Source organism: Mycoplasma sp. NEAQ87857, assembly GCF_009792315.1.
Taxonomy (GTDB): domain Bacteria; phylum Bacillota_I; class Bacilli_A; order Mycoplasmatales; family Metamycoplasmataceae; genus Mycoplasmopsis.
In genome coordinates, this window is sequence record NZ_CP045542.1 from 188,941 (window position 1) to 204,201 (window position 15,261).

The window sequence follows — 15,261 nt, forward strand, 5'->3', positions numbered from 1 at the left end:
AATAAAAAAAGAACAGTACACATACACACATATATAGGCAAACCTATATATATATATATATATATATCGTTCATAGTAAAATAATCTAATAGATAATTATTAAATTCTCTTAGTTTTTATTGTTAATTATTATTTGTTAAATGAATTAATTGCATATTCTACTAAAGTAGCAATTAATTCCCCTTGAGGTTCACCATCTTTGTCTGCAGTTCCTGCAACATCACAGTGAATAAAATCAGTGTCTTTAGTGAATTCTTTTAAAAACATAGCTGCTTGAGAAGAATCAGGTCTAACTTTTGAACTTCAATTGGCTAAATCAGCAACTTTAGAACCTTTATTCCCTTTATTATAGTCCTCGTGTAAAGGCATTCTTCATACCTTTTCCATTGCTTGTTTAGCACTGTTATTAAACACTTGATATTTATCATCATTAGTTGATCAAATACCTGTATAGCTATTCCCTAAAGCTACAAGCATTGATCCAGTTAATGTTGCAACATCGATAATAGTTGTTGCATTTAATTTATCTGCAGCATAGTAAATACCATCAGCTAAAACTAATCTTCCTTCAGCATCTGTATCAACTACTTCTACTCATTTACCACTCATTGATTGATATACATTTTCTGGTAAAGAAGCATCGTTATTAATTCTATTGTCAGTAATACACATTACACAAGCAACATTTACTTTAGCATTTATCATTGCTAAAGATTTTACTGCATAAGCTGCAATTACTGATCCAGACATATCATATTTCATTCCTTCCATATGATATCCTTTAGTATTAACTCCTCCAGTATCAAAAGTAATACCTTTACCTACAATAACAATTTTTTCTTTGCTTGAAGGATCTCCAAGGTATTGTGCAATAACTACTCTTGGTTCATGTGTTGAACCTTGATTAACTGAAAGTAGTAATCCCATATTTAAATTAGTTATTTCTTTTTTGGTTAATACTGTAAGTTTTAAATTATTAATACCAGCAAAGTCATTAACGATGTTTGAAGCTAGGTTTTCAGAATTTAAGAAATTCTCTGGCATAATTTGAAAATTTCTTGCTTTGTTTATTGCGTTAGCTACTATATTAAGTTTAGTAATTAAATCTAATATGTCTTGTGAATCATTGTTTAAGTATAATGAAATTTCTTTGTCTTTTTCTTGTTCTTCTTCAATAGTTTTTTTGAATAATTTCGCTTGAGCAAAGCTAATTTTAGTAATTAAGATTCTAAGAACTTGTTCTAAAGAGAAATGTTCATTAACAAAACTTTCTACGTCTATTTGGTAATCATAGTTTGCACCAGATACCAAATTTATTATCATTTGTTGTAATTCATCAATGGTTTGATGTTTTTTATCGATGTAAATATATGCGATATTTTGTTCAAAATAATGACTAATATATCCATTTTTTTTAGCTATTTGTTTATCATTGCTATCTTGTTCATACACAGCAGTTAATAACATAGCTGTATTTCTGCTGTTATCTACTTTTATCATCTACACCTCCTTAATTATTTAAATGGTTTTTGTCTTAATAAATGTTTACATATTTTAAAATAAATCATATTTTTTGATATTCTATCAAAATAATTAAATATTGTAAATCAATATTTAATTATTCAAGGTAATTATTAAAAAGTAATAAAAATAAGTTAAATTAAAGTTATATACGAATCTTTTGTTTTTATAGTTTTGAGATAAAATATAATCTCACTTATATTATAAAATTATTTTTATAATATAGAACTTTTAAATTCACAAATTCAAACAAAATTTTATATTCTTGATTCCTTAAATAGTTTAAATGATAGATTTTTCATTCTTAACTCTATATCCTTTAATAAATAAATTTAATTTCAACCCTAATATATTGACTATAGATATATAAAAACATGAATCTTTAGATTCATGTTTAATATTAATTATCTTTTTCGTTTAAGTATCTTTTAACTTCTAAAGCACAATCATCAATAACTTGTTCAACTAAGTCAAATGAATCAATAATAGCTCCTGAAGCTCGTTCATGACCTCCACCATTTCATTTAACTGCAACATTACGAACAATCGGTCCATTAGATCTAAATTCCACTCTAATTCTGCCATCTTCTTCTTCGGTAAATTGAACTCAAATTGGATATCCTTGGATATTAGCAATTGAGTTTACTCTTACTGAAGATTGAGCAGTTTTACCTAGTTGTTTAGTAGTAGCTAAATCGTTTTGGATATAAGCTACTCCATCTCTAGTTTTTAAGGTTGATAATAATCAAGATTGGTATTTTAAATCATCTAAAGAAATAGCTGCAAGATTAGTATGAATAAAATCACTATCTAGTCCTGCATCATATAATTTAGCAGCAATATTTAAGGTTCTACTAGTAGTATTATTAAATAAGAATCTACCACTATCAGTGTTAATTCCTAAATAAAGTAAATTAGCAGCTTTAGGAGTAATAATTCAGTTATTTTTAATAGCTATTTCAGCAATCATTTCATCTGCTGCTACATAAGAGCTATCTACTCATCTAACTGTATTTGCTGGTAGATCATCATCATTTGGATGATGATCAATTCTAATTACTTGATCAAATAGATTTTTATCTAATACTTCTTTAAATTCAATTCTTTCTTTAAAGTTAGCATCAACTACTACCCCTAGAGATTTAGCTAAAACTTCATCACTAGGAACAGTATCCATTTGTAAGTTTAAAAAGCTAAAAGAACCTTTAGAATCTCCTATAGCATAAACTTTTTTATTAGGAAAATTAGTTTCTAATAATTCCTTTAGTCCAAATTGAGATCCTAAACAATCTCCATCAGGACGAATGTGGTGAAAAATAACAATGCTGTCGTATTTAATAAGTTCTTTAGTAACTAATTCTAAATTACCTATTTGCATTCATACTCCTTAATTGCTTGGTTTAAATCAGCTAAAACACTTGGAACCATATCTCAAGAAGCTACGGTAATTCCTGCAGCATTATCATGTCCTCCACCATTGTATTTTTTAGCAACAATGTTAACTAAAGGACCATTACTTCTTAATCTTCCTCTAACAGTTCCATCTTCTAATTGAATAAATAAAGCTCAACAAGAGTTATCTTCAATGTTAGCTAATTCATTTACATACATAGCAGCAGTAAATGAATCCATATCATATTCTTTTAAGATTTCTGGAGTAATTTCATAATATAAAACTCTTCCTTCTTTTTTGAATTCACTTAAGATCTTTCCAATGAATTTAATATCTTTAAGAGATCTTTTTGAAAGTTCTCTTAAGATATTTGCTGGATGAAATCCATTTTCCATTAAAAAAGCTACTAATTTGTGAGTTCTTGCAGAAGTATCTGGATATAAGAATCTACCACTATCAGTGTTAATTCCTAAATAAATATGACTACTTGCTTTTTGAGTTACTGTTCAATTTGCATCATAAGCAATTTGAGCAATCATTTCAGCTGCAGCTACATAATGTTCATCAATTCAGTTGTAGTCATAATCAATATCTGCACCATTAGGATGGTGATCAATTCTTAATTTAGCAGTAGTTTTGTTTTGATAAAGTATATCTGCACATTCGATTCTATCTCCACTAGAAGCATCTACTACAATAGCTAATGAATCATTGTAATCTATTTGATCTTCTGGAGTAAATTCATATCCCATAAAGTCAAATAAACCAATGTTATTACCTACAGTATATACTTTTTTATTTGGGTAGTTAGTTCTAATTAACTCAGCTAAACCTGCTTGAGATCCTAAACAATCTCCATCAGGACGAATGTGGTGAAAAATAACGATGTTATTATATTTTTCGATTGCTTCTATTGCTGTTTGTGAATTTCCTATTTTCATAATATTTTCCTTTCTTAATTATTAATATAGTTATTGTATTCTTGATCAATTTTAATTTTTAAATCATTTGGAAAATTAAAATTGATCTTTGAGATTTTATTATCTAAAAATTGGTTAACAGTATCTATTGTGGTATTTAAATGATCTAAGATTAAATCATAAGTTTCAGTTGAATAAATTAAATTAAATTGAAATTTAATGTAGTAACTTTGTTTAACTTGTTGATAAATCTTAATTAAATAATTTAAATAATCTTGATACTCTTGTTGTTGGTTGGTATTTAATTTGGTAAATAGTTGTTCTTTTAAATCTACTAAAGCTTGAATTTTATTACCTAATTCTAAATAATTAGAATTATTTAGAATTTCATCCGAATCTTGGATATATGAATATATCTCTAAAGCATTATTAGATTTATATAATAATGGGTTTTGTTTAATTGCTTGCATTAACACTCTAGCTGCAGAAATTCTACCTTCTATTGCAGTAGTTAATGGTAAATAAGTGTTTTGGCCTGAAAGGTTATGATCTTTATCTACTTGAATATCAATTTGTTTGATAACAAATTGATATTGTTCTAATGCTTTAATTAAATAAACATAATATCCTTTTGTTTCTTTTGGATAATTGTTTAATTCAATAATCAAATTGTTTAATTGATTAACTTTTTGATTATATTGTTCTTTATAAGTTTGAATTGAACAGCTAGATAGCATTATTGGTGTTAAAGCTAAGTTTGAAAATAAAAATAGTTTAAATTTGTTGAATTTCATAATCTAAAAATGAATAAAAAGGCCAAAAGCCTTTTTATTTTACTTAACATGAGCTACATCTAAATAATTTTCATCAAGTTCATAGTTAGCTGGTAAGCTAGTAAATAACTCATTAGCAAAGTTATAATTACTTAATTCACTTGAAGGATAAATATTTTGCTCGATATTAGGTCTTTGAGCTAAATATGATTTTAAAGTGTCAAACATATATCATTTGTTATCTTTGGTATCAAAGAATTCAATTCAATATGTTGCTTTTTTAACATCATTATTTGTTACATAACCTTTAATAATTTGGGTTTTAAAAGCACCTAAACCAAAAATAGAAACAGCATATAATTTAGCTAATTGTTGTATGTTAGTTTTACTTTCAGCAACTGCTTTTTTAAGGATTGTTAAAGCTTTTTGGTAAGCAGAATTAAAGTATTTTTTAGCTAAAGCGATCATTTGATTCATATTTTGTTCTAATAAAGTTTCTTTATTAGAATCATTAGATTTAACAATTTCATCTCTTTTGTTAGCTAACTCTATTAATTCTTGTTGATGTTGTTCAATAGTTTTTAATTGGTTTTGATATGTTGCTATACTTTTTTGTAAAAATTCTATTTTTTTAACTTCATTAGGTTTAGCTACTTTTAATAATGATTTTTGATTCTCTAAATCTCTTTTAATTTTAAATACTTCTGGTAAGTATAATAATTCTAAATTACTATTAAAGAACTGAATTGGATTTTTCAAAAAAGCTTCTTCTTGTTCAGGAGAAAATTCATAATCACGAGCAAAAATAGTAAATGCATCATCTTGTTTATCAGTGTTGATATTTTTACCATAAAGGATGTTTAATGGACCAAATCCTAAGAAAATTCCATTATCGTTTATTAATTGATTTAAATCAACATTAAAACTACGTTCTTTAAAATCATTTAGAAAAATTTCTAAAATTTTCTTAGTGTCTTTTTTAGCTTGAGTAATTGAACCAAATCTTTTTTTAACTTCTTGATATAAACTAGTAAACATTGAATAAGGAATAGCTCCAAAAATCTCATTGTTTTTACTTAAGTTAAATGTTCATTTACCTTCTTTTTTAGTTAAAAGTCTTTTTTCAGGATCTTTATCATTTTGATAACGAATGTATTTTTGATAAAAAGGAGTATCAATTAAAAAGTTTTTTACAACCGCTTCAACTTTTTGATCATCAATTACTAATTTAGGATTAGAGTAATCTAAATAAGTGGTGGTTGAAATTGTATCAATATCTTTATGAATAACAGTTTCTTTCTTTAAATACTCTGGAGTGCTGTTAACTATATCATTGTAATTAGTATTAGCAATTTGTTCTAAGGTTCTAATTTTAATTTTGTTTTTATTTTCATCTTTAGCATTGTAGTCATTTACATATGCAACATATTCTTTATAACTTTGGTTAATTCTGTTAATTGCATTACTGATGAATTTACTTAAAGAATCATAATCAGGATCAGTTTTAAGATCTTTGATCTTATCAAGGTTAGTTTGATTAATTTTAATTTCAATACCTTGTTTATTAAAATCGTATAATTTACCAACTTGCTTAGTTAAGTTTCTTTTTAAATGATCATTATCTATTGAAATAGCTTTGGTTAGACCATAATTATAAAGTGTAAATGAATAAGTTAATAATTCATTATTATAAAATTGATTTTCAAAAGCTTGTAAAGCAGGAATTTTTAAATCATCTTGTGTGTAAGTGATTTTTTCTTTTTGGGTATAAGGATTATCTTGAACAAAAGAATTAGCATATTCTACAGTAGGATTATTTCTGTATAAACAAGACACAGCTGTCATAGGAGTAATAGCTAAAGTAGCTATTGCACTAAAAAATAATAATTTTTGTTTTTTGAGTTTTCTCATTCTATATAAACATTTCTGAATATCTTCAAGATTTAAAGCCTGAATATGAAATCACACTTCCCATCAAGAATAATAAGCAAGATAATGCTAAACCTCCTATTGAATATGATTTGATAAAGTAATAACTGTCAGTGATTGATCGATCTAATCTAATTGTTTTCCATTGCTCTAAACTAGTATTAATGGTTCAAATTAAAACTGAAAGACCAATCATAGCTATAAAAGCTAAAATAGCAATGATAAATCATATAATGACTTTTCGTTTGTAATTTCTCATAATTATCCTTTAATTGTTGATCCTTGTCTACTAATTGCAGCCATAATTCTTTTTCTAAATAATAAATATACTCCAAACATAGGTAAAATAGCAATTAAAGCAGCTGCTAATTTTACGTTTTGTTGTACGTTTGCTCCAGATTCTGGATCGTTTGGATCTACTCCTGCTTTGAATAATCACACTGAAAGAACTTCAAATTTTTGATCTCCAATAGTTGAAATAATATTTGGTCATAAATATGCATTTCATGAAGCTAATGAAGTTAAAATTACAATTGTTAATGTAGTAGGTACTACCATTGGAAAAGCTACTTTAAACAAGTATTTTACTCCTCCTGCACCATCAATTAAAGAAACTTCTTTAATTCTTCCTGGAATAGCTTCAAAAGCATTTTTGTACATCAAGGTATTAATAATACTTGCAGAAAACGGAAAAGCTACCCCTAAAAGGAACCCAAAATAAGTTAAAGTTAATTTACTATCTAAAATAACTTTATATTGTCCTGATAATAAAGCAACTTCTGGTAATACTAAAAGTGCTAAAGCTAAAAATCAAATAATATTTTTTCCTCTTCAATTTCTTAATGAAAAGGCATATCCCATAAAGAAGGTGATAAAGATTTTTAACGTTACTGAAATTACAACATTTAATGAAGTTAAAGCTAATGCAGATCAATATCCTGTAGAAGCTGCTTTTTTGTATGTGTTAGCAACTACATCTTTTCAAGCGTGAAGCTCAAAACCACTATCTTCTTTTCCTTTACTTACATAAGTAAGACCTTCACCAAAATCTGGAATTAAAGTAAAGTGTTCTTTTACTTGGATATCATTCATTAATGAGATTGAGATCATTAAAATGAATGGAAATAAGATTATTACTCCAAAAAGAGTTAAAAGAAATAATTTCAATAAACCTGTAAATAATATTGTGGTTGGATTGTTATCTTTTACTTGGGATGAAACACGTTCTTGATTTTTTCTAAGTTGTCTTTTGTTTCAAATCTTTTGAAGCATTAACTTTAACTCAAACATTTCTCTCTCCTAAAGTATTTAATGATAGCTGGATCATAAAGAATCCACCTCTAACCAATGATGAATAAATTACCCCAATCACAAAAAGAAGTAAGCTTGCTGCTCCAGCTTTTTGTCAATGTCCATCCACGGTTGATTTATACACATAAAGCATTATGGTTGCTCCACCATTATTAAATGCAATATCAGGTTTATTTTCAAAAAGAGCAAGTGGGAATACTTTTAACCCTCCAATTATTCCTAAAGTAACTAAGAAGTTAATAGTTCCTTTAATACTTGGAAGTGTAATTGTGAAAAATTGTTTTACCCCTGAAGCTCCATCAATTGAAGCTGATCTATATAAGTTTTTATCTACTCCTAACATAGCAGTAGTAAAGATTAAAATATTAAACGCAAGTCCATTTCAAATCCCATTAATTACCATTGCTACTAAAGCATTAAAGGTAAATTTATCATTTGATTGTAATCAAGGTACTTTAGCACCTATGATTTGATTAAAAAGACCATTAATTTGGAAAATTTGAATAAATGCTAATGAAACAGCAACTGCATTAGTAATATAAGGCATGAAGAAGATTGTTTGTCAAAATCCTCTAGCATGCTTACGATAAATTTTTGCTATAACAGATGAAATAATTAAAGAAATCATAATAACAAATGGTAAAACAAACATACCATAAATAAATGAATTTCTTACTCCTACAGCAAATTCAGGATCAGTTAGAATATTTGCATAGTTTCTAACTGTAAATGCATCTGTTTGCTTATCACTAAAAGAGTTAATGATGTTTAAAACCATTGGCACAATTGTGAATGATGTTATTAATATTAAACCCGGAAGGATTAATAACATCGGTATTCAAAATGGTGTTTTCTTATCTAAAATAGATTGAGATGTATTTCTTTTTTTGCTTGATTGTTTTCTTAGTGATCAATCAAAAAGAAAAGGAATATTGTTAGCTATAAAGGCATGAATTTTATTAACGTAATTCATAATTTAACCTGTTTTCAGTAACCGCATCAAAAATATGAAGTTTATTTAATGGTAAATCAAAGTAAATTTTGTCTCCTACTTGATAATTGTAATCATTTTCAAGTAAGAAATTAATTCTACCTGTTCCTTCAACTTCAACAACTAACTTACTTTCCTTACCAAAATTCTCTTGAACTAATACAACACCTTCAAAATCAAAGTCATCATTTTCGTTTCTAATAATAAAGTCCTCAGATCTAACTCCAACATTAATTGAAGTTGAATTTTGATCTAAAATACTTACTTTGTCAAATAGTTTATTAGAAATATATAATTTTCCATCATCAACTTTTGAACTAAATAATCCCATTTCAGGCATACCTAAGAATCTAGCAACAAATTGATTTTTAGGTTTTGAATATAGTTCCATTGGTGATCCCATTTGTTGAACTTTTGCTGTAGACATACACACAATAATGTCACTAATTGACATAGCTTCTTCTTGGTCGTGAGTAACAAATACTGTGGTAATACCTAATGATTGTTGGATTTCTCTAATTCATTGTCTTGTTGAAATACGTAATTTTGCATCTAAGTTTGATAAAGGTTCATCCATTAATAAGATTTCAGGTTTTTTAACAATTGCACGAGCAATAGAAACACGTTGTTGTTGTCCCCCTGAAAGTCTAGTTGGTTTCTTTTGAAGAATTTTCACAATTTCAACTCTTTGAGCAACTTCCATAACTTCTCTATGAATTGCTTGTCTTAGAGAAATATTAAATTTAGAATATTCTTTAAATTTCTCAATATCTTCATTTTTTAAGATTGAAACTCCAGATCTTTTTTCATTAGCTAAAGCTTCTTTATAGTTATATTTCTTTTCTAATTCAGCTACGATGTTATTAAAGTTCTTTTTAGCAATTAAAGGTAATATTTTAATATCTTTAATTAATTGTTTATATTCTTCATCAGTCTTTAACGCTGCTTTAAATGCTTGTTTTTCAGCTAAATATCTTTCTTTAGTTTCTTGTTTAAGAACTGTATATTTTTCGACAATCCTTTTCTGTTTTAAAACATATTTGTATCTTGTAATTAACTTAATAACTTTTTCTTCTGTTTTTACAATCTTAATTCTTGAATTTAAAGTCAAATTATCAAATTCTACATTTAATAATTTAACAGCAATTTCTTGTAGTTCATTAATTTTGGCTTCAATTTCTTCTTCTGAGTTTAATTTAACAAATTTTAATGACTCTTTAGCAATAGAGTTTAATAAATCGCTTTCTACTAAAGTGGTAGGTAATAAATTATTTTTAAGATTAAATTGATATTTAGTTTTTATATCATGAATTTTGAATTTGCTATCTTTGCTTGTTTTTTTATTAGTTTTTAAAACGTTTTTAGTTAATAAAGAAATTTCAGAAGTTTCATAAACCATAGCTAATTTGTACTCAGTATGTGCTTTTTCGTACTTTTCAACTAATTTAGCATATGTTTCATTTAATTTATGAGTAGCTTCTTCTGAAATAATTGAAAAAACTTTTAAAGCTTCTTTTAAAATGTTTATCTCTTCTTCTGAAGCACCAAGTTCTTTCAAATATAACATTCTAATATTATTTAAAGCTTCTAATTTTTCTAATTCTTTCTTTCTTTGTCAATTAGAATCGTTTTTTAACGGGAAAGCAATATTAGCATACACACTCATATGTGGATATAATGCATAGTTTTGAAACACAAATCCTATTTTTCTTCTTTGAGGTGTAAAATCTGTTACATCTTTACCTTTAAATAAAATTTTCCCAGAAGTAACAGTTAATAATCCTGCGATTGCGTTTAATGTTGTAGTTTTACCACTACCTGAAGGTCCAAGTAAAGTTACTAACTTACCATCAGGTATTTTAAAACTTACATTATCAACAGCTAAAGTTTCACCAAAATCAATATTTAAATTCTTCAGTTCAATTGCCGGCACTAGTTCTTTATTAATTTCTTCAAACTCTTTAGCATATTTATTTAGTTTTTCTAAAGAATCACTGTCAACCTTAACAATAGATTCTTTAATCATACTAATTAATTTATTGAAAATTTTCATTAATTTCCTTTCGTTATTCTTAATAAATCAACCAAATAAAAGCTTTATTTGATTGATTTATTTGTGCTGTTAAATTATACTATATATATATATATAGTATAGTTATTTGTCCATAGGTTGTCAAAACGCACTATAGTTATTGTTTGGTTTTGCATCATACACATAAGTTGAAATATATATTGGATTATCAAAATAATGGAAGAATCCTGAATGCTTTTCAATTGCTTCATTTAATGCTTCTTTAATTTTTGGATAAATTAAATTCTCATAAGTAAATGGAATGTTTTGATTTACTTCTCAAGAACTGTTTTGTAAAGGTAATGTATATCCTGCACGAACTATTTCTGTATTGTATGAATATTCAAAATTTTGTCCAAAAAAGACATCAGCTGTAACTCTTTCATAAGTATCTTTACCTGTAATAAATCCAATTCTTACTATTGGAAATGCTTTTTCATTCTCTGAAGTTTCAGTTCATTTAAATAAATCCTTAATCTTAAATAATCTTTCTGCAAAATGAGTTGACATTAAAGCAAAAGAATATTCAAATGGATTAGATAATGTAGCTTTGTTACCACTACCTACTGCTTTTTCAGGGGTATCTATACCTGAAAGTCTAATTTTTCTAGCTTGATCAGTTGTTTTAAATGATATTTCTGCTGCTGTTTTATTTTCAATTGGAACAAATGAAAAGGTATCACCATCACTTACATCTACTAATTTAGCATCAACGTATTGAACCTTGGTTCAATCAACATTAATTGGTTTCATTTGTTCTTTATTAGGCATTAAATCATTATTAAATACTTTAAATGTAGGTTTTATTGCTGAAGTAGTTGTTTTATAATCACTATCTAAAGTGATTTTTCTACCTCTTTTAAGATAAAGTATTTGGTTATTGTAGTAAATTCCAAATGAAATTTTGTATTTTAAATTTAATGATTCTAAGGTTAATGCAGATTCTTGAATTTTATGATCTTTGCTTCTATCACCATATTCACCACCTTTAATAATTTGTGGTAAAGATTTGTCTAAATCAGTAAATTTTAATGTTAAAACTTTATCTAAAACTTTGATTTGAGTTTCGTTAGGAATATCTTGTTTTAACTTTCTTTTGTTTGTAATTAAATAATCTGATACTTGATCAGTTAATTCATTGTTAGTTCAATATTTATTAATTGCTCATTTTTTAATACTATCAACAATTAAATTTCTTTGATCATCTTTCATATCAATGAAATTACTACTTACTCTTTTGTTTCCATCTTGATAAGAATATGTTCCAATTTTTAATTCTTTTAATGTTGGATCATCAATAGTAACAACTTCTGCAGATGGTTGGCTATTGATTGGTTTTGCTGGAGTTTCTGTGCCTGGATTTTGTGTTCCTGGATTATTTTTTTGATCTTTTGAACCACAAGCAACAGCTGCTAATGATGTAGAAATGGTTGCTATAGTGGTTGAAGCAAGTAATAAGCTTTTGTATATTTTTTTCATTTTATTGCCCTCTTTATTTTTTTGTGGTTATTAAATAACAAAAACAATATAACTATTGTTATATTGTTTTTTTGAATATATTTTCAATTATATTATTAAGATTCTGTTGGTTGTTTTAAGTTTTCAACAAATTTCTCAAATGATTGAGCATTTGATCCGTTTGAAGTTTGAATTGTTGTTTGTAATCCGTCTAATGAAGCTTGTAAACTATCTCTAAATGCGTTTGAGAATGTTGATCCTGGTTCTTCGTATATTACTGTATTTTCACCTTTATTAGCATCTTTAAATGCTTTTAATGTAACTTCAAGGTATTTATTTTTACCAAAGAAATCATCATTTAATGAGGTGATGTTTCTTGTAGGGATAATGTAATTCATTTCTTTTTGAATGAAATCTGCTGGAGTTTGAGGTTCTCTCATAGTTTTTTCATCATCACCATCTTTTTTGAATGTGAATTTATCTTTTGAGAATAATCAACTTACAAATAATTTTGTAGCTTTATCACCTTTCTCGTTTGAGTGAATCCCCATAATTGATGGACCTTGTGAATAAACTACTTTTTTAGGATCAGTTTTTTCTCATTTTGTAGGTGCGATTAATGGTAGTAATTCACTTTCTTCTAAAAGACTTGATAATTCTGTTTTATTTGAAACAAATCCAAGTTTTGCAATTTCAGCATCAAATCCTGCAGCAAGTTTTCTACTTTTGCTACTGTATTTACCTGTATAAGCATTAGCAAATACAAATGAAACATATTTATCTCTTTTATTTGCATCTAAATCAGCGCTATAAAGATATCCACCAAAGTTGTTTGATTCTTTAGCTTTAGCTACTAATTTATCAATATATGTTTTTTGTTCCGCTGAAGCTTTGCTAATGTTAAATAATAACATTATTCCATCTTGTAAGTTCATTGCTTTTGTTAATAAAGCATCATCTTCTGCACTTGCAGATTTATATTGGTGTCCTGAGAAGTATTTTTGTTGATTTGCTGTTGTAGAGTAATCAAATGTTGATTTATAGATAGGATTTTCATATCTTGATATAAATCCTAAAACATCACCTGAAGTAATTAAATCTTTGAATTTTTTATATGTTTTTGATTTACCATTAACTTCTTCTGATAGTTTTTCCATTGAAACTATAAATTTACTATTATTTGATTCGAAATCGTTATCAATGGTGAATAATTTAGAAATTGAAGAATATCCTTCAACACTTTTGTTTAATTCAATGGTTGATGTTCCTTTTGTTACAAAGTTATGGTTATACCCTGCTGATGAACCAATTGAAAACGCATATTTATGTTTTGTTTGGTCATTTGAAGCAAATTGTCCACCAGTTAATAATTTAAGTCCTCCTGATTTTGCCGCTTCAGAAATTGCATCATAAATTATTTTAGCTTCTCTATATGTTTCAGTTTGTGGGCTGTGAATTGATGAGAATGAAATACTTACTTTACCATCAACTGTTGAAGGAGTAATTATCATTTTGCTATTATCAGCACCTAATTTTGCATATAGTGCTTGCACAAATAATGCTACTGGTCCATCAATTCCAAAAGCTCTAATTTCTGAAGCTACAGGATTCCCATTATTGTATGCTCCTACAAATGATTTTTGAATTTTAGTTGCAAATTCAAGTAAATCTTTGTAATTTTCAAAAATAGATTTTGAAATTACATAATCTTTAAATTGATTATTTGCTTCAGAAGTTGCTGCACCTCATAATTCAGTTACTTTTGCAAGGTCGCTATCATTATTGTTTGCTCTTTCTAATTCTTCAAAAAACTTTGTTGATTCTTCATCAGTTGCTTTAGTTGCTCCGTGTTCTACTGCAACTTTAATAATATAGTGTAAAACGGGTCCATTAATTGATAAAACGTTTGTTGATTTTAATAAAGGTAAGATATATGATGATGCATTATTAATATTTTCTGTTTGTGAATTGATTTTTGTAAATCCTGGAACGAATCTTGTTAAGTCAGTGTTTAAACTTGGTTCTTCTGAGTTGAAACTAATTCCCATATTATAACTAGCTAAATTAGCTGCTACTGGTGCATAGTTAATTATTAAATTATAGAATGAATTTTTATTTTTAGCTGTAAGGTCGTTATTAACTTTAGTAGCTCCTGTTGGGTATCCTGAACCTAAATTTTTTAGTTCAACAGGCATAAACCCTTCTTTGTCTTTTTGGGTTTCATTATATGTATTAATTAATGCTGTTAAAGCTTTTCCTTGTGTTCCACCTTCTGAGAATGTGTGACCTATCTTAATAGAATTTGATTCATCTTGATCGAATTTTTTTGCATCTGCACTAGGGTTTGGTCCAACAAATGAGTTGTTAATTCTCTCTGTTTCACTACTTCCGTATGCTTCGATAGAAGCTTCACTATCTCCATCATTAACTTTTGATTCACCATCTCCCGGGGTTTCTGATCCTGGATTTTGTGTACCTGGGTTTTGTGTCCCTGGGTTTTGTGTCCCCGGATTTTCTGATCCTGGGGTTTCTGTTCCTGGAGCTTTATTTCCTGGATTTTCTGATCCTGGGGTTTCTGTTCCTGGAGCTTTATTTCCTGGATTTTATGTGCTTGGATTTTCAGTACCTGGAGCTTTATTTCCTGGATTATTTTTTTGATCTTTTGAACCACAAGCAACAGCTGCTAATGATGATGCTACTGTTGTCATTCCTGCTAATGCTAGTAAAATGTTTTTAAACTTCATAATTTCTCCTATTTTGATAAAAATTCTGCTTAAATATCTAAATAATGCATTAAATTAAATACATTTTAATGCTAAGATTCAACTTTTATACTATAAAATTATATATTTTTTTTAATTTAATAATAAATATTGCTATCTAATTTTCATTAA

11 protein-coding genes are annotated in these 15,261 nt (G+C 27.2%); 1 reads left to right on the forward strand and 10 read right to left on the reverse strand.

Annotated features, from left to right (window positions below; translation table 4 throughout):
- Nucleotides 1-129 precede the first annotated feature (129 nt).
- The 10 genes from GE118_RS00750 to GE118_RS00795 all read right to left on the reverse strand — a co-directional run bounded on the left by GE118_RS00750 (nucleotide 130) and on the right by GE118_RS00795 (nucleotide 14,664).
- Nucleotides 130-1,500, reverse strand: coding sequence for a M17 family metallopeptidase (locus GE118_RS00750; RefSeq protein WP_158763559.1), 1,371 nt, complete (start codon nucleotides 1,498-1,500; stop codon nucleotides 130-132).
- 421 nt (nucleotides 1,501-1,921) lie between these two features.
- Nucleotides 1,922-2,899, reverse strand: a complete 978-nt coding sequence (locus GE118_RS00755) for a bifunctional oligoribonuclease/PAP phosphatase NrnA (RefSeq protein ID WP_158763560.1) — start codon at nucleotides 2,897-2,899, stop codon at nucleotides 1,922-1,924.
- The gene (locus GE118_RS00760; protein WP_158763561.1) at nucleotides 2,890-3,855 is read right to left on the reverse strand and encodes a bifunctional oligoribonuclease/PAP phosphatase NrnA; all 966 of its coding nucleotides are present in this window, start codon (nucleotides 3,853-3,855) and stop codon (nucleotides 2,890-2,892) included. Before GE118_RS00760 ends, GE118_RS00755 begins: the two co-directional genes overlap by 10 nt.
- 14 nt (nucleotides 3,856-3,869) lie before the next feature.
- Nucleotides 3,870-4,628, reverse strand: coding sequence for a hypothetical protein (locus tag GE118_RS00765; protein ID WP_158763562.1), 759 nt, complete (start codon nucleotides 4,626-4,628; stop codon nucleotides 3,870-3,872).
- Between the two features lie 39 nt (nucleotides 4,629-4,667).
- Nucleotides 4,668-6,518 (reverse strand): hypothetical protein, encoded by a 1,851-nt coding sequence (locus GE118_RS00770; protein ID WP_158763563.1) that lies wholly within the window; start codon nucleotides 6,516-6,518, stop codon nucleotides 4,668-4,670.
- 279 nt (nucleotides 6,519-6,797) lie between these two features.
- The gene (locus GE118_RS00775; protein WP_158763564.1) at nucleotides 6,798-7,826 is read right to left on the reverse strand and encodes a carbohydrate ABC transporter permease; all 1,029 of its coding nucleotides are present in this window, start codon (nucleotides 7,824-7,826) and stop codon (nucleotides 6,798-6,800) included.
- Complete coding sequence (locus GE118_RS00780; protein ID WP_158763565.1) at nucleotides 7,774-8,820, reverse strand: carbohydrate ABC transporter permease; 1,047 nt, start codon at nucleotides 8,818-8,820, stop codon at nucleotides 7,774-7,776. Before GE118_RS00780 ends, GE118_RS00775 begins: the two co-directional genes overlap by 53 nt.
- Nucleotides 8,807-10,891: an ATP-binding cassette domain-containing protein gene (locus GE118_RS00785; RefSeq protein WP_158763566.1), complete on the reverse strand. Its 2,085-nt coding sequence runs from the start codon at nucleotides 10,889-10,891 to the stop codon at nucleotides 8,807-8,809. The genes GE118_RS00780 and GE118_RS00785 overlap by 14 nt, the downstream gene beginning before the upstream one ends.
- 102 nt (nucleotides 10,892-10,993) lie before the next feature.
- Nucleotides 10,994-12,388 carry a thermonuclease family protein gene (locus tag GE118_RS00790; RefSeq protein WP_158763567.1) on the reverse strand — a complete coding sequence of 465 codons (1,395 nt, stop codon included), beginning with the start codon at nucleotides 12,386-12,388 and terminating at the stop codon, nucleotides 10,994-10,996.
- 95 nt (nucleotides 12,389-12,483) lie between these two features.
- Entirely contained in the window at nucleotides 12,484-14,664 is a 2,181-nt protein-coding gene (locus GE118_RS00795; RefSeq protein WP_370452053.1) for a P68 family surface lipoprotein, read from the reverse strand.
- On the opposite strand from GE118_RS00795, the gene GE118_RS00800 reads away from it, so the two are divergent.
- On the forward strand, nucleotides 14,573-15,169 hold the full coding sequence (locus GE118_RS00800) for a hypothetical protein (RefSeq protein WP_158763569.1): 597 nt from the start codon (nucleotides 14,573-14,575) through the stop codon (nucleotides 15,167-15,169). The genes GE118_RS00795 and GE118_RS00800 overlap by 92 nt on opposite strands.
- The last annotated feature ends 92 nt before the right edge of the window (nucleotides 15,170-15,261 follow it).